A 21,411-nucleotide genomic window follows, 5' to 3' on the forward strand; every position below is an offset into this window, starting at 1 on the left:
AGAACCTCCATGAACACCACGGCACGCAGCACCGGGCGGGTCGTCTGGGTCGCAACCCGGGCGATGCTCGTCCTCACCCTCCTCCTCGGCGTCGGGTACACGCTCGTCGTCACCGGCGTCGGGCAGCTCGTCCTTCCGGCGCGCGCCGACGGCTCGCTGGTGCACGACGGCGCGGGCCGGGTCGTCGGGTCGGCCCTGCTCGGGCAGGCGTTCACCGACGCCGACGGCGACCCGCTGCCCGAGTACTTCCAGCCCCGGCCGTCGGCCGCGGGCGACGGGTACGACGCCGCGGCGTCGTCGGGCTCGAACCTCGGCCCCGAGAACGCCGACCTCGTCGCCGCGATCACGGAGCGGCGCGCCCAGGTCGCCGAGCTCGAGGGCATCGACCCGGCCGACGTCCCCGTGGACGCGCTCACGGCCTCGGGCTCCGGCCTCGACCCCCACATCAGCCCGGCCTACGCCGCCGTCCAGGTCGACCGCGTCGCGGCGGCGCGCGGTCTGACCGCCGCGCAGGTCGAGGAGCTCGTCGCGCGGCACACTGGGGGGCGTGCGCTGGGGTACCTCGGCGAGCCGACGGTGAACGTGCTCGAGCTCAACGTCGCCCTGGACCGGATCGGAGGCTGAGCATGGCGCGCGGACGGCTGCGGGTCCTCCTCGGCGCGGCGCCCGGCGTCGGGAAGACCTACGCCATGCTCGAGGAGGGCCGCCGTCTGCGCGACGAGGGCCGGGACGTCGTGGTCGCGGTCGTGGAGACCCACGGCCGCGCCGCGACGGCGGCCATGGCGGAGGGACTCGAGGTGGTGCCCCGCGTCCGCGTGACCCACCGGGGCGTCGAGCTCACGGACCTCGACCTGGACGCCGTCCTCGCGCGGCGCCCCGACGTCGCGCTCGTCGACGAGCTCGCGCACACGAACGCGCCGGGTCTCGACCACGAGAAGCGCTGGCAGGACGTCGACCGGCTGCTCGACGCCGGGATCGACGTCATCTCGACCGTCAACATCCAGCACATCGAGTCGCTCAACGACGTGGTCGAGAAGATCACGGGCGCCGTGCAGCGCGAGACGATCCCCGACGCCGTCCTGCGCGGCGCGGACCAGATCGAGGTCGTCGACCTCGCGCCCCAGGCGCTGCGCGACCGCCTCGCGGGCGGGTACGTCTACCCGGCCGAGCGCGTCGACGCGGCGCTGTCGAACTACTTCCGCCTCGGGAACCTCACCGCGCTGCGCGAGCTCGCGCTGCTCTGGCTCGCCGACGAGGTCGACGCGGCGCTCCAGCTCTACCGGACCGAGCACGGGATCGACAGCACGTGGGAGGCGCGCGAGCGCGTCGTCGTGACGCTCACGGGCGGCCCGGAGGGGGAGACGCTCGTGCGGCGCGGCGCCCGCATCGCCGCGCGCTCGGCGGGCGGCCAGCTCCTCGCGGTGCACGTCACGACGCAGGACGGCCTGCGCGACGCGGCCCCCGGCGCGCTCGCGCACCAGCGCGCGCTCGTCGAGCAGCTCGGCGGGACGTACCACCAGGTCGTGGGCGACGACGTCCCCACCGCGCTCGTCGAGTTCGCCAAGGGTGTCAACGCCACGCAGCTCGTCATCGGGGTCTCGCGCCGGGGCCGGCTCGCGTCGGCCCTCAGCGGTCCGGGCATCGGCGCGACGGTCACGCGCGAGGCGGGCAACATCGACGTCCACATCGTCAACCACGCCGCCGCCGGGGGAGGGGCGCGCCTGCCCCGCTCGGGCGGCGCGCTCACCCTGCGGCGTCGCGTCGCGGGGTTCGTCCTCGCGCTCGTCGGGGGACCGCTGCTCACCTGGCTCCTCGTCACGGCGCGCGACGAGGACACGCTCGTGACGGACGTCCTGGCGTACCAGCTGCTCGTCGTCGTCGTCGCGCTCGTCGGGGGCGTCTGGCCCGCGGTCTACGCCGCGGTCCTGTCGGGCGTCACGCTCGACTACTTCTTCGTCGAGCCCCTGCACACGATCACCGTGGGCGAGCGGTTCCACCTCGTGGCCCTCGTCCTGTACGTCGTCATCGCCGTGCTCGTGAGCGTCGTCGTCGACCGCGCGGCGCGCACGACCCGGGCGGCCCGGCGGGCGGCCGCGGAGTCCGAGGTGCTCGCCACGGTCGCGGGCAGCGTCCTGCGCGGGCAGGACGCCGTGCAGGCCCTCGTGAGCCGGGCGCGCGAGGCGTTCGGCATGGTGGGGGCACGGCTCGTCGTCTCCGGGACGGAGCTCGCGGCCGACGGCGACCCGGGACCGGGCACGCCCAGCACGACGGTGCGCGTGGACGACCGCGCCGACCTCGAGCTGTTCGGCCCGGACCTCGCGGCCTCCGAGCGGCGGCTGCTCAACGTCATCGCGGTGCAGCTCGAGGCGGCGCTCGAGCACAGCGACCTCGCCGAGGTCGCGAGCGAGATGGACCAGCTCGCCGAGTCCGACCGCGTGCGCAGCGCGCTGCTGTCGGCGCTGAGCCACGACCTGCGCCGCCCGCTGAGCGCCGCGACCGCCGCCGTGAGCGGCCTGCGCTCGACGCGCGGCGCGCTCAGCCCCGCCGACCGGGACGAGCTGCTCGCGACCGCGGACGAGAGCCTCGGCGCCCTCGGCACGCTCATCACCGACCTGCTCGACGTGAGCCGCCTGGAGGCGGGCGTCCTCGGGGTGTCGCGCACCGAGGTCGAGCCGGCCGACGTCGTGCTGCCGGCCCTGGACGAGCTCGGCCTGGGGCCGGCCCAGGTCGAGCTCGACCTCGAGCTCGACGTCCCCGCGGTCGTCGCCGACCCGGTGCTGCTCCAGCGGGTGCTCGTCAACCTGCTCGCCAACGCGACACGGCACTCGCCCCAGGGCGAGCGGGTACGGATCTCGACGAGCGCGTTCGGCGGGTCGGTCGAGATCCGCGTCGTCGACCACGGTCCGGGCATCCCGCCCGAGCGGCGCGAGGACGTGTTCGTGCCGTTCCAGCGCCTCGGCGACACCGACAACACGACCGGCCTCGGGCTCGGCCTCGCGCTGTCGAAGGGGTTCGTCGAGGGCATGGGCGGCACGCTCACCCCGGAGGACACCCCCGGCGGAGGGCTCACCATGGTCGTGGCCCTGCCCGCCGCGGGCCCGACGCCCCACCCCGACGCACCGGAGACCAGCGCGCCATGAAGATCCTCATCGCCGACGACGACCCGCAGATCCTGCGCGCCCTGCGCATCACCCTCACCGCGCAGGGCTACGAGATCATCACGGCGACCTCGGGCTCGCAGGCGATCGCGCGCGCGATCGACCACCGCCCGGACGTCCTCATGCTCGACCTCGGCATGCCCGAGCTCGACGGCCTCGACGTGATCCACGCCGTCCGGGGCTGGTCCGACGCCCCGATCCTCGTCGTGTCCGGACGCACGGGCGCCGCCGACAAGGTCGAGGCCCTCGACGCGGGCGCCGACGACTACGTCACGAAGCCGTTCTCCATCGAGGAGCTGCTCGCCCGCATCCGCGCGCTCACGCGCCGCGTCGCGCACGAGGACTCCGCCCCGGTCGTCGTGCTGGGCGACGTGACGGTCGACCTGTCGGCCCACAGCGTCGTGCGCGTGCGCGACGGCCAGACCGAGCAGGTGCGCCTCACCCCGACGGAGTGGCAGGTGCTGGAGCGGCTCGTCCGCAACCCGGGGAAGCTCGTCACGCGGCAGACGCTGCTCACCGAGATCTGGGGCTCCCAGCACGTGAGCGACACGGGGTACCTGCGCCTGTACGTCGCGCAGCTCCGCAAGAAGCTCGAGCCGGAGCCGGCGGCGCCGCGCTACCTGCTCACGGAGGCGGGCATGGGCTACCGCTTCGAGCCGGACCCCGGCGCGCCGACCGCGGCGTCCTGACGCCGGCCCGCGAGCAGCCTCCCCACGGGCGGACGGCCCCCCGCGCGTCGGGAGGCCGTGAGGATCCGGGCGCGGGCCGTGTGCGTTCCGTCAGGCCCGGATCCCGCCGTCGCCGCGCGCGGTAGACCGGAGCCATGACCCTCGTGCACACCGCGTTCTCCGCCCGGCTCGCCGCGCTGCGCGGCGCTCCCTCGTCGGCCTGGCCGGGCGGCACCGTCCTCGCCCCGCACGACGTGCTCGTCGACGGGACGAGCCTCGCCGCCTGCGCCCGGCTGCGCGCGACCCCGACCGTCCACGTGCCCGCGAGCGCCGACCCCGGCCGCGTCGGGCGGCTGTGGGAGGCGTCGCCGCGGTGCGTCGTGCTCGCCGGGGTGGAGGACGTCGTCCCGCGCCTCGGGGGCCACCACCGGCAGGTGTGGCTCGACGCCGACCTCGACGCGTGCGGCGCGGCGGTCGAGGAGGCCCGGCTCGTCGGCCGTGTCTCGGCGGCACCCCTGCGCCGCTTCACCGTGCACCCCGCCCCCGGCCGCGCCGGGGCCGCCGCGCGGCTCCCCGATGACCTGAGGCGTGGGGACGTCGTCGCGATCCCGTGCCCTGGCGTCGTGCGGGAGCGCGAGCTCCGGCGCTGACCGGGAGCCGCGGGCCGTGCCGGGACCGCTACGGCGTGGCCGGGCCCGCGGCGTCGTCCACGAGGCGCGCGAGCTCGCGCACGACCGCACCCGGCAGGGCCGGCGGGAACAGCAGCGCGCGCTGCCGCTCGCCCGCCCGCCAGCCGTCGCACGCGAGCGCCGCGAGCACGAGGGACGACGGCGCGCCCTCCTCCCGCCACGCGCGCAGCACGTCCGCGTGGACGGTGTGCTGACCCTCGGGCACGTCGTCGCGCGCGACCCCGCCGAGGGCGTAGAGGCGCAGGAGCGCCGCCGCCTTGCGCGAGTCGTCGAGCGCCGCGACGGACGCCGCGACCGCGGCGCGCGACGGGTCGAGCCGCAGCGGCGAGAGGTCGTCGAACCCGGACTGCACGACCTCGATCGCGACGTCGTCGACCAGCGTCTCGGCGTCCCCGAACATCGACCGCAGGGTCGACTCGCTGCGGTCGCACCGCCGCGCGACCGCGGCGAACGTGACGTTCTCGACCCCCTCCTCGAGCGCGACGCGCAGCACCGCGTCCACGAGCGGGCGCTCGTCGTCGCGGAACGGGTCCTCGTCGAGCTCGACGTCGCGGAACACGACGGCGCGCGCGGGCGGCCGGACGTCGGCGTACCGGGAGAGGTCGTCGACCAGCTCGTCCCACTCCGTCTCGGTGAACCGGTACGCGTCCTGGTACAGGCCCAGCCACGTGCCCTCGAGCGCGAGGGCCGCGACCCACGTGCGCGGCTCGCGGGCTCCCGCACCCTCGGTCGGCTCCCGCGCGGGGATCGCGTCGACCCACTCGTGCAGGGTGGCCCTGGCCGAGCGCGTCGCGTCGCTCCGGTCGGGCGTGGACATGACCGTCACCTCCGTGGTCGGAAAAGGTGGATCGAGCCTAGCCGGAGCCCACGACGGGCACGCGTCAGGGGCGCGGGACGTCGCGGCGGCGGAAGCCCGCGAGGCCCAGCGCGACGAGCACGACGGCGAGGAGCGTGAGCCACACGAAGGGCCACGGCTCGGCGTCGGCCCCGGGGAGCTGGGGCACGTGCCAGAAGGGCGAGAGCCCGCTCGCCCACGACGGCAGGTCGAGCAGGGCGCCGAACATCGTCACGACGAACGAGTAGGCGAGGAGCGCCCACGCGAGCGCCGCGAGGCCCGGGCGCGACCCGAACGCCGCGACCGCGACCCCCGCGACGACCGCGATCGCGGGCAGGTACGCGAACGACGCGGCGAGATGGTCGCCGAGGCCGAACGCGTCCTCCCCGACGCTCAGCGCGCCGAGCCAGAGCCCGACGGCGCTCACGGCCAGCAGGACGCACGTCCCGGAAAGGGTCACGACGAGCTGGCCCGCGAGCCACCGCACGCGCCCGACGCCCGTCGCGAGCACCGGCTCGAGCCGCCCCGCGGTCTCCTCGCCCCGGGCGCGCTGCACCGAGGCGACGGCGAACCCGCCCGCGCCGAGCCCGAGGAAGAGGGCCATGACGGCGACGAACCCGCCCACGAGGGCGGACGCGTCGCCGATCATCTGCGCGATCTCGGGGTTGTCCGCGACCATGTCGCCCACCGAGTCGACGAACGTCCCGCACGCGAGCGCCGTGACGCCGACCCCGACGGCCCACGCGAGCACGGACGCGCGCTGCTGGCGCCACGCGAGGGCCAGCGGGCTCGCGAGCCACCGGGCGGCGTCGGGCCGGCCCGCGCGCGGCGGGACGAGCCCGGCGCCGAGGTCGCGCCGGGCGGCGAGCGCCGCGCCCAGGGCGAGGAGCAGCACGACGAGCGCGACGGACAGGACGAGGGGCCACCAGCGCAGGTCGACGAACGCCCGGATCTGCTGCGCCCACCCGATGGGGGAGAGCCACGAGACCCAGCTGCCGTGCTCCTCCTGGACGTCGCCGACGGCGCGGAGGAGGAACGCGACGCCGAGCACGGCGAGCGCGAGCCCGCTCGCGCCGCGCGCGTGCTCGGTGACCTGGCTCGTCACGACGGCGACGGCCGCGAACACGAGGCCCGTGACCCCGACGGCGGCACCGAGCGCGAGGGAGTCCACGGCGTCGAGACCGGTCGCGACGAGCACCACGCCGGTCGCGAGGGCGATGGCCGCGTTCGCCACGACCGCGGCGACGAACGCCGCGGTCGCGGGCGCGTGCCGCCCGACGACGCCCGCCCGGACGAGCTCCGCCCGGCCGGTCTCCTCCTCGGCACGCGTGTGCCGCACGACGAGGAAGATGCTCATGATCGCGACCGCGACCATGACGGTGAGGGCCATCTCGTTGGCGATCATCGCGCCGAGCGTGTAGTCCTCGATGCCGTACTGCGGCCCGGACAGCATGATTCCGGCGGGGCTCGAGACGAGCGCCGCGCGCGCCTGGCGGTCGGCCGCCGTCGGGTAGAGCGTGTCGAGGGCGACGGCCGCGTACCCGAAGAGGAGCGCGACGGCGGCCGTCCAGACGGGGATGCGGACGCGGTCGCGGCGCAGGACGAAGCGCAGCAGGGTGAGCCAGCCCGTGGCCGCGCGGCCGGGGCGGGGTGGCTCGGGAGCGACGGCGGTCGCGCGACGTCCGCGGGGCGGCGCCGCGGTGGGGGCGCTCACAGCGCACCGGCCCCGTCGAGCTGGGCGAGCTCGTCGCCGTAGTGGCGCAGGAACAGCTCCTCGAGCGACGGCGGCGTGACCGTGACGGACCGCAGCCCGAGGTCGGTGAGCGCGCGCAGCACGGGCTGCACGTGGTCGTTGTCGACGTCGAACCGCGCCCGCGTCCCGTCGGCGCCGGGCTCGACGAGGAGGTCGTGCACGCCGTCGAGCGCGTCGAGAGCGGCAGGGTCGCGGTCGGTCACCGCGGTGACCGACGACCGCGTGAGGTGCCGCAGCTCGGCGAGCGTGCCGGACTGGACCGTGCGGCCGGCGCGGATGATCGTCACGGTGTCGCACAGCTTCTCGACCTCCGCGAGGATGTGGCTCGAGAGCAGGACCGACCGCCCCTCCGCCGTGACCTCGCGCACGCACTGCGTGAACACCGACTCCATGAGGGGGTCGAGGCCGGACGTCGGCTCGTCGAGCACGAGCAGCTCGACGTCGGACGCGAACGCCGCGACGAGCGCGACCTTCTGCCGGTTCCCCTTGGAGTACGTGCGCGCCTTCTTCGACGGGTCGAGCTCGAAGCGCTCGAGCAGGAGCGCCTTGCGGCGCGGGTCGACGCGCCCGCGCAGCCGGGTGAGCAGGTCGATCGCCTCGCCGCCGGTGAGGTTCGGCCACAGGCTCACGTCGCCCGGAACGTACGCGAGCCGGCGGTGCAGGTCGACGGCGTCGCGCCACGGGTCCCCGCCGAGCAGCCGGGTGGTCCCCGAGTCGGCGCGGAGCAGCCCGAGCAGCACCCGGATCGTCGTCGACTTCCCGGCGCCGTTCGGTCCGAGGAAGCCGGCGACCTCGCCCGTGCGGACGGTCAGGTCGAGGCCGTCGAGCGCCTGCACGTGGCCGAACGCCTTGCGCAGGTCGTGCACCTCGACGGCGGGGGTCGTGCTCGTCATCGCGTCTCCTCCTGGTGGGTGGTGTGCCGGACGTACGCGTCGAGCAGCGTCGGCTCGACGAAGAGCCCTTCGGTGAAGACCTCGAGCGCGGGCAGCATCACGCGCTCGACGTACTCGCGGAGGTCGGCCTCGGGGTCGCGCGGCTCGGTCCGCTCGCGCAGCGCGCCGTCGACGAGGAGCGAGCCGAGGGAGAGCGAGACGAGGTACCGCGCGCGGGCGGGCTCGTCCCGGCTCGGGCGGATCACCCCGGCGGCGACGCCGTCCTCCATGTACTCGAGCGTGACCTGCGTGAGGTGCTCGACGAACGAGCGTGCGAGGTCGCCGCCCGCCTGGAGGCTGCGCAGCGTGTACTCGAACACGGGCGCGTAGTCCTCGATCCCGGCGAGCTGCGTGAACAGCGCCATGGGCCCGGCCGCCGGGTCCTGCGGCGAGATCGCGTCGGTCTTCGCGGCGCGGACGGCGTCGAACACGTACGCGTCGCACGCGCGACGCAGCCCGTCCTTGGAGCCGAAGTGGTGCACGACGAGTGCTGCGCTCACGCCCGCGTCGGCCGCGATGGTGCGCAGCGGCGCGCCGAACCCGTCCCGCGCGAACCGGGCGATCGCGGCGTCCCGGATCCGGGCGCGGGTCGTGAGGTCGTCGGTGCCCGACGGCGGGGGCGTGCTCGCTGGCGGCTGCTGCTCTGAACGCATGTTCAATAGACTAAACACGTGTTCAACGCCTGTCCAGCGGTTCAGAGAAGTCCCAGGGTGGGCGGATGTGGCGAAGATCCGGGACTCCGGGGCTCTCCACCCCTGCCGTTCCGGGCCGGACACCCGTAGGCTGGGGGGAGCCGTCGGCGGCACCGCCGGCGCCACGTCCCGGCGCGTCGGACCGTCGGGACGTCGAGAGGCCCGTCGCACCTGTGCGACGGGCCTTTTCGGTGTGCGCGTGCACGACGACGAAGGGCCCGCCGCGAGTGCGGCGGGCCCTTCGGTCTGCGGAGGATGGGGGATTCGAACCCCCGAGGGCTGTTAACCCAACACGCTTTCCAAGCGTGCGCCATAGGCCACTAGGCGAATCCTCCTGGCGACGGTCGACGACGCACGGGTGCGCACCGACAGCAGCGCAACGAGGATACCGGACGGCGGCTCCCCGACCGAATCGCCTCTGGGAGGCGGTGTGCCGGAACGCGTGGTGGAGCGCGTGGGGGAGCGGGTTTCGAGCGCGGCGCCGACCTGGGCTAGGGTGGGTGCAGACCCCTCGTGCGGCATCATCTCGCCGAACTCCCCCAGGGCCGGAAGGCAGCAAGGGTAGGTGAGCTCTGGTGGGTGTGCGAGGGGTCCTTTGCGTCCCCGGACCCGCTGCGGCCCCGTGCTGGCTGCGCCGTCCGGCCGTTGCGCGGCGGTCCGCGCGTGCAGCAGCGCCTCGGTGCGCGGCGCTGCGGCGGGTCTGACCGAATTGCCCCCTTCTGGCCCGATGAGGGCGCCCTTGTTCCCGACATGCGACCACTTTGTGGTCCACATCGTGGACTTTCGTGGCCGGAGATTGGCGTGCGGGCCGCCGTCGTGCCCATGATGTCGGCATGACCCGCCAGCACGTCGTCACCACGACCCCGCGCGCAGCAGCCTGCGCCGGCTCGTCGTGCTGTCGCCGCGTGCGCACCGGGCGAATGTGCGGCTGCTGACGCCGTCGTGACCCGCAGGGAGACCTGCGCCGCACCCGCCGCGTCGTCCTCGACGACGACCGGCCCCCGCTCGCCGCGTGGCTGATGGCCCGCCGGAAGCACCCCGAACCCCACCACCTCGCAGGGACCCCCTGCACCCCCGGCCGTGCCGGTCGCCACCCGTGACCGCGCCGTCGTCATCGGAAGGAACCCCCATGTCGTTCTCCACCACCCGCAAGCGCCTGACCTGGACCGCGATCGCCGCGACGGCCGCCCTGACCCTCACCGCGTGCGGTGGCGGCGACTCCTCGGGCGGTGCCTCCGGCGAGAGCGGGGACGAGGGCCCGATCCGCGTCGGCGTCGTCGGCGCGTCCGACGACAAGTGGGCCGTCTTCCAGGAGCAGGCCGAGGCCGAGGGCATCGACGTCGAGCTCGTCGACCTCCAGGACTACACGCAGGCGAACCCCGCGCTGTCCCAGGGCGAGCTCGACGTGAACCAGTTCCAGCACCTGCAGTTCCTCGCGGGCTACAACGTGGACGCGAACGACGACCTGCAGCCCATCGGCGCGACCGCCGTCTACCCGCTCGGCCTGTACTCGACGAAGCACACGTCGCTCGAGCAGATCCCCGACGGCGGCCAGGTCGCCGTGCCCAACGATCCGACGAACCTCGCCCGCGCGCTCCTCGTGCTCCAGGAGGCCGGCCTCGTCGAGCTGAAGGACGGCGGGAGCTCGATCTCGACCGAGGCCGACGTGCTGCCCAGCTCCAAGGTGACCGTCACGCCCGTCGACGCCGCGCAGACCCCGATCCAGCTCCAGTCGGTCGACGCGTCGATCATCAACAACGACTTCGTCGAGGACGCGGGCCTCTCGCCCGACGAGGCCCTGTTCCAGGACGACCCCGACTCCGACGCCGCGAAGCCCTACATCAACGTGTGGGTCGCGCGCGCCGAGGACAAGGACGACGAGACGCTGCTCAAGCTCGCCGAGCTCTCGCACTCGCCGGAGGTCGTCGAGGCCGAGAAGAAGGCGTCGGGCGGCACGGCCGTCATCAAGGAGAACTCGCCGGCGGAGCTCCAGGAGATCCTCGCGGGCATCGAGGCCGACATCCGCGGCTGACCCGGCACGTCCCGGACGACGGGAGGGCGGGCGCGCAGGACGCGCCCGCCCTCGCGCGCCGTCGTGCCGGGGAGAGACGATGGCAGGCGGACGGCTCGCCCGACGGCGGGCGGCCCGACCGCGCCAGGCGGCCCGGCCCTGCGGCCCGGCCTCCGACGAGAGGATTCCGACGTGACCGACGTCCCCCGCGACCCGGGTGGTGACGAGCAGCCCGCGATCGAGCTGCGCCACGTGAGCAAGACCTTCGGCGAGGGCGAGGGGGCCGTGCACGCGGTCGACGACGTCTCGCTGTCCATCCGCCGCGGCGAGATCTTCGGCGTCATCGGCTACTCCGGCGCCGGGAAGTCGACGCTCGTGCGGCTCGTCAACGCGCTGGAGACGGTGACGAGCGGCGAGGTCGTCGTCGACGGCCAGGTCATCACGGGCCTGTCCGAGCGCCGCGTGCGCGAGGTGCGCTCGCGCATCGGGATGGTGTTCCAGCAGTTCAACCTCCTGTCGTCGCGCACCGTCGCCGGGAACGTGGCCTACCCGCTCAAGGTGGCGGGCTGGTCGCGCGAGAAGCGGGCGGCGCGCGTCGCCGAGCTCCTCGCGTTCGTGGGGCTCGCCGACAAGGCGAAGGCCTACCCGCGCCAGCTCTCGGGCGGGCAGAAGCAGCGCGTCGGGATCGCCCGCGCGCTCGCGGCGCAGCCCACGATCCTCCTCGCCGACGAGGCGACCTCCGCGCTCGACCCCGAGACGACGCGCGAGGTCCTCGCGCTCCTGCGGCGCGTCAACGCCGAGCTCGGCATCACCATCGTCGTCATCACGCACGAGATGGAGGTCGTGCGCTCGACCTGCCACCGCGTCGCCGTGATGGAGCACGGGCGGGTCGTCGAGACGGGCGACGTGTACGACGTCTTCTCCGCGCCGCGCGCCGACGCCGCGCAGCGGTTCGTCGGCACCGCGCTGCACGACCGGCCGTCGCGCGAGACGCTCGCCCGCCTGCGCGAGCGCCACCCGGGCCGCCTCGTGACGGTCGGCGTGCGCGAGGGCGCGAGCACCGGGACGGACCTGTTCCGCCTCCTGCGCGAGCACGACGTCGACGGGTCCGTCGTCTACGGCGGCATCTCCGAGGTGGGGGAGCGGCCGTTCGGGTCGCTCACCGTCGAGCTCGACGCGCCCGAGGACCGCATCGCGCCGTTCCTCCTCGCGCTCGGCGAGCGTGCCGACGTCGTCGACCTCGGGACGGCGGAGCACCCGCTCGACGACCCGCGCGTCGCGCGCCTCGCCGCGGCTCCGGCCGACGAGGACGCCCCCGACCCCGACGACGACCCGGGCGACCCGTACGGTCTCGCCCGCGACACCCTCTTCCGCCACGGCAACCTCGGAGGCCGCTGATGAACCGCGACTGGTCCCAGCTGTGGCCGATCCTCGTCGAGTCGTTCGGCCAGACGCTCCAGATGGTGTCCGTCGCCCTGCTCACGGGCGGTGTCGCGGGCCTCGCGCTCGGCATCGCGCTCTACGTGACGCGGCGCGGCAACCTGCTCGCCAACCGCTGGGTGTTCGGCGTGCTCAACGTGCTCGTCAACATCGTGCGGCCGATCCCGTTCATCATCTTCGTCACGCTGCTCGGCCCGGTGACGCTCCAGGTGGTCGGGACGACGCTGGGCACGGAGGCGTTCATCTTCCCCCTGTCGGTGATGACGGCGTTCGGCACGAGCCGCATCGTCGAGCAGAACCTCGTGGGGATCGACCCGGGCGTCATCGAGGCGGCGCGCGCCATGGGCGCGTCGTCGTGGCGCATCATCACGACGGTGCTCGTGCCCGAGGCGCTCGCGCCGCTCATCCTCGGGTACACGTTCCTCTTCATCGCGGTGCTCGACATGTCCGCCATCGCCGGGATCATCGGCGGCGGCGGCCTGGGGAACTTCGCGATCGTCTACGGCTACCAGCGCTACAACTGGGCCGTCGTGGTCGTGACGGTGCTCGTCATCATCGCGATCGTCCAGGTCGCGCAGCTGCTCGGCAACTGGCTCGCGCGCAAGGCGCTGCACCGCTGACCTGGCCGGGCCGGGACCGGCGGGACCGACGGCGGAGCGACCTCGTGCGTGTGGGTCGCGACGTCTAGAGTGACCGGGGTGAGCACCGCCCTGTACCGCCGCTACCGGCCCGAGACCTTCGCCGAGGTGATCGGTCAGGACCACGTGACCGCACCGCTCATGCAGGCGCTGCGCAGCGGTCGCGTGAACCACGCCTATCTCTTCTCCGGGCCCCGGGGGTGCGGCAAGACGACGAGCGCGCGCATCCTCGCGCGCACGCTCAACTGCGAGCGGAACACCCCGGAGAGCCCGCTCGACACGCCGTGCGGGCAGTGCCCGTCGTGCGTCGAGCTCGCGCGCGGCGGCCCCGGCAGCCTCGACGTGGTCGAGATCGACGCGGCGTCGCACAACGGCGTGGACGACGCGCGCGAGCTGCGCGAGCGCGCCGCGTTCGCCCCCGCGCGCGACCGGTACAAGATCTTCATCCTCGACGAGGCGCACATGGTGACGCCGCAGGGCTTCAACGCCCTGCTCAAGCTCGTCGAGGAGCCGCCGGAGCACGTGAAGTTCGTCTTCGCGACGACGGAGCCGGACAAGGTCATCGGCACCATCCGCTCGCGCACCCACCACTATCCCTTCCGCCTCGTCCCGCCGGACGTGCTCGGCCCCTACCTCGAGGAGCTCTGCGCGGCCGAGGGCGTGTCGATCGGCAGCGGCGTCGTCCCGCTCGTCACGCGCGCGGGCGGCGGCTCCGTCCGCGACTCGCTGTCCGTCATGGACCAGCTCATCGCGGGTGCCGAGGACGGCGCCGTCGAGTACGAGCGCGCGGTCGCGCTCCTCGGCTTCACGCACGCCACCCTGCTCGACGACGTCGTGGACGCCCTCGCCGCGCGCGACGGCGCGAGCATCTTCCGCGTCGTGGACCACGTCATCGCGACGGGGCACGAGCCGCGGCGCTTCGTCGAGGACGTGCTCGAGCGCCTGCGCGACCTCATCGTCATCGCGGTCTCGGGCGACGAGGCGCAGGCCGTCCTGCGCGACCAGCCCGCCGACCAGCTCGAGCGCATGCGCACGCAGGCGCAGCACCTCGGCGTGGCCGAGCTGTCCCGGGCCGCCGACCTCGTCAACGCCGCGCTCACCGAGATGACGGGCGCGACGTCGCCCCGCCTGCACCTCGAGCTCCTCATGGCCCGCCTGCTCCTGCCCGGGGCGGACGACGGCGCGGCCGGGTTCGCGGCGCGCCTCGACCGGCTCGAGCGGGGCGGCCTGGGCAACGTCGTGGTCCCGCCCGCCGCAGGGACGGCCGCCCCGGGCGACGGCGGCGCCACGGCCACGGCTCCGGCCGCGTCCCCGGTCGGCGTGCCCTCGTCGGGCCTCACCGGCGCCGCCGCCGTCCGCGCGGCGCTCCGGCCGCCGCGACCGGCCCAGGCTGCCGCGGGCGCGCCGGTCGTGCAGGACCCGACGCCGGTCGGGCGCGTCGAGGCTCCCTCCGCGCCGGAGCAGGACCGCCCGTCCGGCGACGTCGACGCCGCCGTGTCGCCCGCTGCCGCATCGCCTGCTGCTGCGTCGCACGTGGCCGACGGCGCGAGGGCGTCGGGCGACGACGGTGCCGGGTCGGCCGTGGGGTCGTCCGCTCCCGCCGACTCGTCCGCGCCGCGCGAGGGGATCGCGCCTGCCGAGGCGTCCGCCCCCGAGCGGACCGGTCCCGTGTCCGGTGCGGCGAGCGCCCGGCCCGGCACCGCGCCCGACGCGACGTCGAGCACCGTCTCCGGCACGACGTCCGTCTCGGAGTCCGAGGCCTCGGCCGACCGCGCCCGCGACACTGCTGCCTCTGCTGCCCCGGCGGACGCTCCCTCGCCCGCTCCCGAGGCACCGCACCACGAGGCACCGCACCACGAGGCACCGCACCACGAGACGTCACGCGAGGAGGCGCCGCGCGAGGACGCCCAGCGGCCGTCGACGCCGCGCGAGGCGGCTCCCCGGCAGGAGGCGGCCGCGCCGTCCGCTCCGGCAGCGGGTGGCGCGAGCGCTGCCCTGACGACCGAGGAGCTGCGCCGGCGCTGGCCGGAGGTCCTCGAGAACCTCCGCGCGAGCCCCGTGACGTGGTCGCTGGTGAGCGCCAACGCGCAGGTCGCGGAGCTCGGCGCCGACGTGCTCTACCTCGCCTTCCCGTCGCCGGGGCTGGCCCGCACGTTCTCGTCGTCCCGGCACACGAGCGCGGTCCAGGACGTCGTCTACCAGACGCTCGGGCTCCAGGTCCGCGTCGAGCCGCGCCTCGACGAGGGTGGCCAGCCGGGCGGCGGCTCGGCACCGTCGTCCGGCCCCGCGCCGGCATCGCCTGCGCCGTCGACGGCCCCCGCACCGGCGCCCGCGCCCGGCGCCCCGGCGTCCGGCACGGCGGCGCCCGCCGTGGCGGCCGGCCCCGCCGTGTCCCGCCCCGCGGGGTCCGCCTCGGCGAGCGCCGGGGCTGCCGCCCTCCACGGCCCGGGCGGCTCGCAGGCGACGGTCCCGGTCGCGACCGTCGTGGCGCCGAGCACCCCCGGCACCGCCCGCTCCGCGAGCACCTCCCGCCCGGCCGACGAGGCCGCGGAGGCGCACGAGACCCCGCGCGCCGCCGTCGCGCTCCAGGAACGACCGGGCACGGAGACCGCGCCCGCCGCGCCGCCGGCCGGCTCGACCGTGGTGGACGCCGCCGACGAGGCGTGGCTCGCCGGGGCGTCGGCCCCGACGCCCGCGCCCGAGCCGCGCGCGGACAGCGCGGACGAGGCGTGGCTCGCGGGGCTGCCCGCGGAGCCGCCCGCCGACCTCGACGACGGCCCCGAGCCGGAGACCGTGCTCGAACCGGCGTCGGCGCCCACCCCGACCGCCACGCAGACCCCTGCCCGGACCGCGCCGTCCGGCGGCCCCGCACCCTCCGCGCCCGGACGCCCCGGCGCGGCGACGCCCGCGGGCCCGCGCCAGGAGGCGCCCGCCCGGACGGCGGCACCGGCCGCTCCCGCGGGCCCGTCGGCAGCGCCGTTGCGCGGCGTCTCCGCCGCGCGCGCGGCGATCGCGGCGGCCCGCGTCCCGCGGACCGAGGAGCCGGCGCGGCGGGGCGAGACGTCCGCCGTCGACCCGATGGACGACCTCCCGTCCGCGGACGACCCCGACATCGTCTCGACGGGCCTCGTCGGGACCGCGCTCGTGGTGAGCCTGCTCGACGGCAAGATCATCGAGGAGATCCAGGACCAGGGCTGACGCCCGCCGAAACAGCGGGCCGGGTGCCGGACACGTACGAGGTATGAGCCCACCTCCCGTGGCGGACCGTGAGGAACGGTTCCGCGACCTCTACCGAGACACGTACGCCGACGTGCTCCGCTTCGTGCGGCGACGCACCGACGACGACCACGCCGAGGACGTCGTCCACGAGGCGTTCGTCGTCGCGTGGTGGCGGGTGCGCGACCTCCCACCGACCCGGGACGCCCAGCGGGCGTGGTTGTTCGGGGTCGCGCGCGGCTGCCTCCTCAACGACCGGCGGGCGAGCACCCGACGCGGTGCGCTCGGTGTCCGGCTCGCCGCGCAGCCCGAGCCGCTCGTCCCGGCCCCTGACGAGCAGACGGCTGCGCGCTCCGACCTCGCGGCGGCGTGGCGCCGCCTCACCCCGGACCAGCAGGAGGTGCTCTCGCTGCTCCTCTGGGAGGACCTGCCGTCCGCGGACGCAGGGCGCGTCCTCGGCATCTCCGCGGTCGCCTACCGGCTCCGTCTGCACCGCGCTCGCACGGCGCTCCGTCGGCTGCTCGCCCTCGACGAGGGTGCCGACACGGACGCTGCGGACCACCGGCCCGCCGCCTCCCGTGCCCGATCCCTCGACGTCACCGCCCAGGAGGCGCTCCGATGACTCACGACGACCTGACCGTCCTCCGCGGGCTCGACCCCGCCCCCGCGTCCGACCTCTCCGCCGCCGAGGCCGCGCGTGCGGCCCAGGGCCTCGACCGCATCCTCGCGGGCGAGGAGCCCGGCACGACGGGTGCCCGCGCCGTCGGGCACCTCGCCGTGCAGGCCCGGCGCCGCACGGCGCGCCGGGTCGGCGTCCCGGCGGCCGTGGCGGCTGTCGCCGCGGTGGCGTTCGCGGTCCCGTTCGTCGGTCCGGCGCCGCACGCGCTCGCGTCGTGGACGCCCGAACCGGACCCGCTCTCCGCGCAGGACCTCGCCGTGCTCGACGCGGCGTGCCGCGCGCGGGTCGGCTCCGAACGGGTGGTGACGGTCGACGACGTCGTGCTCGCGGAGCGTCGCGGCTCGTGGGCGGCCGTGATGTACCTGCACGACGACGCACAGGGGCAGACCCTGCAGTCGTCGTGCGTCGGCTACCTGCCCCCGGGCGCGGACGAGGCGGAGGACCTCTCCGCAGCGTCCGCGAGCGGCGGCGGCCTCGTGCCGTCCTCCCGCGGCGTCGCGGAGGGCGCGATGTTCCAGTCGGGCGGCAAGGCCTACCCGTGGAGCCGCGAGCGTCCCGTGCTGTCGATGACGGGCGGGCGCGCCGGCGCCGACGTCGTGGCGCTCACGCTCCGGCTCGCGGACGGGACCGCCGTCGCGACCACGCTCGAGGACGGCCGCTTCGTGGCCTGGTGGCCCGGGCCGATCTTCGACCCGGCGACGGTGGACGGTCCCGGCGGCGAGGGCGGCCCGGAGCCCGCCATCACCTACGAGGCGACGTACGCCGACGGCACGACGCGGACCGTGACGCCCGAGCCGCCGGGATGACCGTGGCCTGAGCGCCGACCCGGCCCGTCCGCGAGAGCGGCGGGCCGGGCCCGGCGTGTGGGCCGCGCCCCGTAGGCTGGGGGCGTGTACGAAGGCGCGGTCCAGGACCTGATCGACGAGCTCGGCCGACTCCCCGGCGTCGGGCCCAAGAGCGCGCAGCGCATCGCGTTCCACCTGCTCGCCGCGGACGCGGTGGACGTGCGCCGGCTCGCCGACGCCCTCACCGAGGTGAAGGCGCGCGTCCGCTTCTGCGAGACGTGCGGGAACGTCGCGGAGTCGGAGCAGTGCCGCATCTGCGCGGACCCGCGCCGCTCGCCCGAGGTGATCTGCGTCGTCGAGGAGCCCAAGGACGTCGTCGCGATCGAGCGCACGCGCGAGTTCCGCGGCCGGTACCACGTGCTCGGCGGGGCCATCAACCCGATCGAGAACGTCGGGCCGGGCGACCTGCGGATCGCGGAGCTCATGAGCCGGCTCGCGGACGGGCAGGTGACCGAGGTGATCCTCGCGACCGACCCGAACGTCGAGGGCGAGGCCACCGCCACCTACCTCGCGCGCATGCTCGGCCCCATGGGCCTGCGCGTGACCCGCCTCGCGTCCGGGCTCCCCGTCGGTGGAGACTTGGAGTACGCGGACGAGGTGACGCTCGGCCGGGCGTTCGAGGGCCGACGCCTCGTCGGCGGCTGACGGGAGGTGACGAGCATGGGGGAGATCCACAACGACCCCGACCTGCGGGAGATCGCCGAGGGCATGGCGGAGCAGGCCCGCGCCTACCTCACCACGACGACGCAGGTCGCGTCCGGCGCGGCCCCGGGGGCGGTGCTGCCGCTCCTGCTCCTCGCGCTGTCCGACGCGCTCGCCGCGGGCGCCCGCCTGGGAGCCGTCGGCGACGTCGTGCCGGTCGAGCGCTTCGAGCCCGACGCCGGCCGCGACACGGACGTGGACCCGCTGCGGACGGCGCTCGCGCGGCTCTTCGACGGGTTCGACGACTACGCCGAGATCACCGACCCGCTCGTCGGCGCCGAGGTCGGCGCGGCGTCGCTCTCGGGCGACCTCGCGTGCGTCGCCGAGTGCCTCGCGAAGGGCCTGCAGCACTACGACGCCGGGCGCGAGCTCGAGGGCCTGTGGTGGTGGCAGTTCTCGTACGTCTCGCTGTGGGGGGAGCGCGCCGCGAGCGCGCTGCGCGTCCTGCAGCTCGCGCTCGCGCACCTGCGTCTCGACGTCGAGGACGACGTCGCGACCGAGGCGGAGTACGACGCGCTCCAGTCCTGAGCCGTCGCTCCCGGTGCCCCCGCGCCGCGGGCGTCCCGCGGTCAGCCGGCGTCGCCCGCCCGGCCGTAGTGGTCCGCGAGCCCGGCGAGGTACGGCTCCCACGGCACGGTGGCGGCGTCGCGCCCCTCGCGGACGGCGACGAGCCGGTCGAGGTAGTACTCCCACCCGGGCCCGACGTTCCGGGCGTCGTCGTCGGGGCCGAGGAGCTGGCGGAAGGTCAGCGTCGTGACGCCGCCCTGCTCGGCGAGCTCGAAGGACAGGTGCCACGTCTGGTCGCCCGACGACGTCACCCCGGCGAAGCGGTGCGGCGGCTCGCACCGGGTGATGCGGTACTCCTCGGGCTCGGGGTCGTCGCTCTCGGCCGTCATGAAGAACTCGACGCGGCCGGTCGAGGGGTCGCCCTCCCAGTAGCCGATCCACCGCGCGAGCCGGCCGGGCTCCGTGAGGCTCGCCCACACGTCGTCGGCGGGGGCGCGGAACGTCCGCGTGACGACGAGCTCGTCGCCCGCGGGGCCACGCTCGACCGTCCCGCCGGGTTCCGGCACACCGGGTTCCGGCACACCGGGTTCCGGCACACCGGGTTCCGGCACACCGGGTGCCGTCGGCGTGGGGGCGGGCGAGGGGTTCGTCGGGTCGCTCATGCGCTCTCCTCCTGCTGGGCCGTGCCGCGTTCGGCACGACGTTCTCGGGTCGTGCGGCGGACCTCGAGGTCGAGGCCGTCGAGCGCCCGCGCCGGGACGGGCGGGGCGGGCGTGGTGAGCGCCGCGACGAACGCGGCGACGGGGTCGAGCGCGGCGGGCCGCAGCGAGTAGACGCGACGGCGCCCCTCGGCGACGGCCTCCACGAGCCCGGCCTCGCGCAGCACGCGCAGGTGGCGGCTCACGGCCGGGCGGGAGACGTCGTCGCGCACGCGCGCGAGGTCGCCCGCGCTGAGCCGCCCGGCCCCCAGCGCGCGGAGCAGGTCGCGGCGCACGTCGTCGGCGACGGCCTCGAACACGTCCATCCAGGAAGCGTAACCGCACGGTTACGCTTAGGGAAGGGCCTCCCGCCCTCCTCGGCCGTGGACCGGCCGCGGACCGGTCGTGGACCCGGCCCGGGCGCGCCGCGTCCGCGTGGTACCACTGGGGGGTGCTTCCCGCCCTCTCCCTCCCGGTCTCCGGCGGCCTCGAGATCGACGGCGTGACCGTCCTCCTGCTCGTCCTCGCCGCGCTCACGGCGGGGTGGATCGACGCCGTCGTCGGCGGGGGCGGGCTCGTCCAGCTCCCGGCGCTGCTCCTCGTCCCGGGCATCAGCCCCGTGCAGGCGCTCGCGACGAACAAGCTCGCGAGCATCATGGGGACGTCGGTGAGCGCCGCGACGTACTACCGGCGCGTCGGGCCGGACCTGCGCACCGCCGGGCCCATGGCGCTCGCCGCGCTCGTGGGCGCCGTCGGGGGAGCGGCGCTCGCGTCGCGCATCCCGGCCGACCTGTTCAAGCCGATCATCCTCGTGGTGCTCGTCGGTGTCGCCGCCTACACGATCGCGAAGCCGAGCCTCGGGCACACCACGAACCTGCGCTGGGAGGGCAACGGCCACCGGTGGGCGGCGGCCGGGATCGGCCTGGTCATCGGCACCTACGACGGCCTGCTCGGGCCGGGCACCGGGACGTTCTTCGTCATCGCGCTCGTGAGCATCCTCGGGTACGCGTTCCTGCCGGCGTCGGCGCTCGCGAAGATCGCGAACTTCGCCACCAACGCCGGCGCGCTGATCTTCTTCGTGCCGTACGGGGCGGTGCTGTGGGGGCTGGGCCTCCTCATGGGCGCGGCCAACCTGCTCGGGGCGTACGTGGGCGCCCGGATGGCGGTCGCCAAGGGCAGCGCGTTCGTGCGCGTGGTCTTCGTGGTCGTCGTCGGCGCGCTGATCGTCAAGCTCGGGTACGACGTCGTCCGCGACCTCACCGCCTGAGGCATCCGCGCCGTCGGGGGCCGATGCCACCAGTGGTGTCAAAGTGTTGTCACAGAGGGTTGCGGTGACACCATTCGTGGTGCCATGATGGCGTCATGGACCTCACCCCGTATGTCGACGACCTCCAGAACCGCCTCGCCGCCGCGGCGGACGCCGCCGGGGACGACGGCCGTCGGCTCGCGGAGCGCCTGACCGCACCGCTCGACGCGGCCGTGCGCCTCGTGCTCCTCGACGCGCTCTCCGCCGCGGCGGGAGAGATCTCCGCGGACCTCGCCCCGGGGTCGGTGGACGTGCGGCTGCGCGGTGGCGCCCCCGAGTTCGTGGTCGCCGTCCCCGCCGTCGCACCCGCCCCGGTCGAGGACCTCGTCCCTGCGAGCACCCCGGCCACGCCGACCGGCCCTGCGCCGTCCGACGTCGAGGCCGGGGCCACGACCCGCACGACCCTGCGCCTGCCCGACCATCTCAAGACGCAGGCCGAGACCGCCGCCGCCCGCGACGGCGTCTCCGTCAACACGTGGCTCGTGCGCGCGGTCGCCGCGGCGCTCGAGCAGTCCACCGGGCGCCCGGCCGCGCAGACCCGCCCGCAGCAGCGCGGCTCCGCCCGCGTCACCGGCTGGGTGCGCTGACCGCCTCGGTCTCCGTTCCCGCCCTCTCCGACCGCACCTGACACCACCACGACAC

Annotated in this window: 20 protein-coding genes, 1 tRNA gene and 1 other RNA gene; 15 read left to right on the forward strand and 7 right to left on the reverse strand. The window is 75.5% G+C overall.

The window, feature by feature from the left end; all coding sequences use genetic code 11:
- Nucleotides 1-9 precede the first annotated feature (9 nt).
- From kdpC to AC3WT4_RS16210, 4 genes are all read left to right on the forward strand, one after another.
- Complete coding sequence (gene kdpC / locus AC3WT4_RS16195; RefSeq protein WP_086149782.1) at nt 10-624, forward strand: potassium-transporting ATPase subunit KdpC; 615 nt, start codon at nt 10-12, stop codon at nt 622-624.
- 2 nt (nt 625-626) lie between these two features.
- Nucleotides 627-3,140, forward strand: a complete 2,514-nt coding sequence (locus AC3WT4_RS16200) for a sensor histidine kinase (RefSeq protein WP_492315925.1) — start codon at nt 627-629, stop codon at nt 3,138-3,140.
- Nucleotides 3,137-3,847, forward strand: a complete 711-nt coding sequence (locus AC3WT4_RS16205; protein ID WP_021483553.1) for a response regulator — start codon at nt 3,137-3,139, stop codon at nt 3,845-3,847. Before AC3WT4_RS16200 ends, AC3WT4_RS16205 begins: the two co-directional genes overlap by 4 nt.
- 134 nt (nt 3,848-3,981) lie before the next feature.
- Entirely contained in the window at nt 3,982-4,476 is a 495-nt protein-coding gene (locus AC3WT4_RS16210; protein ID WP_492315926.1) for a hypothetical protein, read from the forward strand.
- Between the two features lie 28 nt (nt 4,477-4,504).
- Here the strand turns inward: AC3WT4_RS16210 and AC3WT4_RS16215 are convergent, their stop codons facing one another.
- The 5 genes from AC3WT4_RS16215 to AC3WT4_RS16235 all read right to left on the reverse strand — a co-directional run bounded on the left by AC3WT4_RS16215 (nt 4,505) and on the right by AC3WT4_RS16235 (nt 9,062).
- Entirely contained in the window at nt 4,505-5,332 is an 828-nt protein-coding gene (locus AC3WT4_RS16215; protein ID WP_194227196.1) for a hypothetical protein, read from the reverse strand.
- Nucleotides 5,333-5,396: 64 nt separating this feature from the next.
- The gene (locus AC3WT4_RS16220; protein ID WP_492315927.1) at nt 5,397-7,064 is read right to left on the reverse strand and encodes an ABC transporter permease; all 1,668 of its coding nucleotides are present in this window, start codon (nt 7,062-7,064) and stop codon (nt 5,397-5,399) included.
- On the reverse strand, nt 7,061-7,996 hold the full coding sequence (locus AC3WT4_RS16225; RefSeq protein ID WP_074803111.1) for an ABC transporter ATP-binding protein: 936 nt from the start codon (nt 7,994-7,996) through the stop codon (nt 7,061-7,063). The genes AC3WT4_RS16220 and AC3WT4_RS16225 overlap by 4 nt, the downstream gene beginning before the upstream one ends.
- Complete coding sequence (locus AC3WT4_RS16230; RefSeq protein WP_492315928.1) at nt 7,993-8,688, reverse strand: TetR/AcrR family transcriptional regulator; 696 nt, start codon at nt 8,686-8,688, stop codon at nt 7,993-7,995. Before AC3WT4_RS16230 ends, AC3WT4_RS16225 begins: the two co-directional genes overlap by 4 nt.
- 288 nt (nt 8,689-8,976) lie before the next feature.
- Nucleotides 8,977-9,062: transfer RNA gene (locus AC3WT4_RS16235), tRNA-Ser, on the reverse strand.
- A gap of 167 nt (nt 9,063-9,229) precedes the next feature.
- Here AC3WT4_RS16235 and ffs point away from each other — a divergent pair.
- The 9 genes from ffs (at nt 9,230) to AC3WT4_RS16280 (ending at nt 18,786) form a co-directional block, all read left to right on the forward strand.
- Nucleotides 9,230-9,326, forward strand: an RNA gene (gene ffs, locus AC3WT4_RS16240) — signal recognition particle sRNA small type.
- Between the two features lie 530 nt (nt 9,327-9,856).
- Nucleotides 9,857-10,759: a MetQ/NlpA family ABC transporter substrate-binding protein gene (locus AC3WT4_RS16245; RefSeq protein WP_074803104.1), complete on the forward strand. Its 903-nt coding sequence runs from the start codon at nt 9,857-9,859 to the stop codon at nt 10,757-10,759.
- A gap of 171 nt (nt 10,760-10,930) precedes the next feature.
- Complete coding sequence (locus AC3WT4_RS16250) at nt 10,931-12,136, forward strand: methionine ABC transporter ATP-binding protein (protein ID WP_083384570.1); 1,206 nt, start codon at nt 10,931-10,933, stop codon at nt 12,134-12,136.
- The gene (locus tag AC3WT4_RS16255) at nt 12,136-12,798 is read left to right on the forward strand and encodes a methionine ABC transporter permease (RefSeq protein WP_108049735.1); all 663 of its coding nucleotides are present in this window, start codon (nt 12,136-12,138) and stop codon (nt 12,796-12,798) included. Before AC3WT4_RS16250 ends, AC3WT4_RS16255 begins: the two co-directional genes overlap by 1 nt.
- A gap of 78 nt (nt 12,799-12,876) precedes the next feature.
- Entirely contained in the window at nt 12,877-16,014 is a 3,138-nt protein-coding gene (locus tag AC3WT4_RS16260; protein ID WP_492315929.1) for a DNA polymerase III subunit gamma and tau, read from the forward strand.
- Nucleotides 16,015-16,057: 43 nt separating this feature from the next.
- The gene (locus AC3WT4_RS16265) at nt 16,058-16,654 is read left to right on the forward strand and encodes an RNA polymerase sigma factor (RefSeq protein ID WP_492315930.1); all 597 of its coding nucleotides are present in this window, start codon (nt 16,058-16,060) and stop codon (nt 16,652-16,654) included.
- Nucleotides 16,651-17,517, forward strand: a complete 867-nt coding sequence (locus AC3WT4_RS16270) for a hypothetical protein (protein ID WP_108050397.1) — start codon at nt 16,651-16,653, stop codon at nt 17,515-17,517. Before AC3WT4_RS16265 ends, AC3WT4_RS16270 begins: the two co-directional genes overlap by 4 nt.
- Before the next feature lie 84 nt (nt 17,518-17,601).
- On the forward strand, nt 17,602-18,201 hold the full coding sequence (gene recR / locus AC3WT4_RS16275) for a recombination mediator RecR (protein ID WP_021483478.1): 600 nt from the start codon (nt 17,602-17,604) through the stop codon (nt 18,199-18,201).
- 15 nt (nt 18,202-18,216) lie between these two features.
- Nucleotides 18,217-18,786, forward strand: coding sequence for a DUF5063 domain-containing protein (locus AC3WT4_RS16280; RefSeq protein WP_061268027.1), 570 nt, complete (start codon nt 18,217-18,219; stop codon nt 18,784-18,786).
- A gap of 41 nt (nt 18,787-18,827) precedes the next feature.
- On the opposite strand, the gene AC3WT4_RS16285 is transcribed toward AC3WT4_RS16280, so the two are convergent.
- Both AC3WT4_RS16285 and AC3WT4_RS16290 read right to left on the reverse strand, forming a co-directional pair.
- Nucleotides 18,828-19,427, reverse strand: a complete 600-nt coding sequence (locus tag AC3WT4_RS16285) for an SRPBCC family protein (protein WP_492315931.1) — start codon at nt 19,425-19,427, stop codon at nt 18,828-18,830.
- The gene (locus tag AC3WT4_RS16290) at nt 19,424-19,789 is read right to left on the reverse strand and encodes an ArsR/SmtB family transcription factor (protein ID WP_492315932.1); all 366 of its coding nucleotides are present in this window, start codon (nt 19,787-19,789) and stop codon (nt 19,424-19,426) included. Before AC3WT4_RS16290 ends, AC3WT4_RS16285 begins: the two co-directional genes overlap by 4 nt.
- 125 nt (nt 19,790-19,914) lie before the next feature.
- Between AC3WT4_RS16290 and AC3WT4_RS16295 the strand changes: the two genes are divergently transcribed.
- Together AC3WT4_RS16295 and AC3WT4_RS16300 are read left to right on the forward strand one after the other, a co-directional pair.
- Entirely contained in the window at nt 19,915-20,730 is an 816-nt protein-coding gene (locus AC3WT4_RS16295; protein WP_286186169.1) for a TSUP family transporter, read from the forward strand.
- Between the two features lie 95 nt (nt 20,731-20,825).
- Nucleotides 20,826-21,356 carry a histidine kinase gene (locus AC3WT4_RS16300; protein WP_492315933.1) on the forward strand — a complete coding sequence of 177 codons (531 nt, stop codon included), beginning with the start codon at nt 20,826-20,828 and terminating at the stop codon, nt 21,354-21,356.
- Nucleotides 21,357-21,411: the final 55 nt, after the last annotated feature.

It is taken from the genome of Cellulosimicrobium sp. EB106-03-01-XG111 (assembly GCF_058792115.1).

Coding starts and splice junctions, on each gene's coding strand:
- kdpC (WP_086149782.1), top strand. CDS start 10: ATGAACACCACGGCACGCAGCACCGGGCGGGTCGTCTGGGTCGCAACC.
- AC3WT4_RS16200 (WP_492315925.1), top strand. CDS start 627: ATGGCGCGCGGACGGCTGCGGGTCCTCCTCGGCGCGGCGCCCGGCGTC.
- AC3WT4_RS16205 (WP_021483553.1), top strand. CDS start 3,137: ATGAAGATCCTCATCGCCGACGACGACCCGCAGATCCTGCGCGCCCTG.
- AC3WT4_RS16210 (WP_492315926.1), top strand. CDS start 3,982: ATGACCCTCGTGCACACCGCGTTCTCCGCCCGGCTCGCCGCGCTGCGC.
- AC3WT4_RS16215 (WP_194227196.1), bottom strand. CDS start 5,332: ATGTCCACGCCCGACCGGAGCGACGCGACGCGCTCGGCCAGGGCCACC.
- AC3WT4_RS16225 (WP_074803111.1), bottom strand. CDS start 7,996: ATGACGAGCACGACCCCCGCCGTCGAGGTGCACGACCTGCGCAAGGCG.
- AC3WT4_RS16230 (WP_492315928.1), bottom strand. CDS start 8,688: ATGCGTTCAGAGCAGCAGCCGCCAGCGAGCACGCCCCCGCCGTCGGGC.
- AC3WT4_RS16245 (WP_074803104.1), top strand. CDS start 9,857: ATGTCGTTCTCCACCACCCGCAAGCGCCTGACCTGGACCGCGATCGCC.
- AC3WT4_RS16255 (WP_108049735.1), top strand. CDS start 12,136: ATGAACCGCGACTGGTCCCAGCTGTGGCCGATCCTCGTCGAGTCGTTC.
- AC3WT4_RS16265 (WP_492315930.1), top strand. CDS start 16,058: ATGAGCCCACCTCCCGTGGCGGACCGTGAGGAACGGTTCCGCGACCTC.
- AC3WT4_RS16270 (WP_108050397.1), top strand. CDS start 16,651: ATGACTCACGACGACCTGACCGTCCTCCGCGGGCTCGACCCCGCCCCC.
- AC3WT4_RS16280 (WP_061268027.1), top strand. CDS start 18,217: ATGGGGGAGATCCACAACGACCCCGACCTGCGGGAGATCGCCGAGGGC.
- AC3WT4_RS16285 (WP_492315931.1), bottom strand. CDS start 19,427: ATGAGCGACCCGACGAACCCCTCGCCCGCCCCCACGCCGACGGCACCC.
- AC3WT4_RS16290 (WP_492315932.1), bottom strand. CDS start 19,789: ATGGACGTGTTCGAGGCCGTCGCCGACGACGTGCGCCGCGACCTGCTC.
- AC3WT4_RS16300 (WP_492315933.1), top strand. CDS start 20,826: ATGGACCTCACCCCGTATGTCGACGACCTCCAGAACCGCCTCGCCGCC.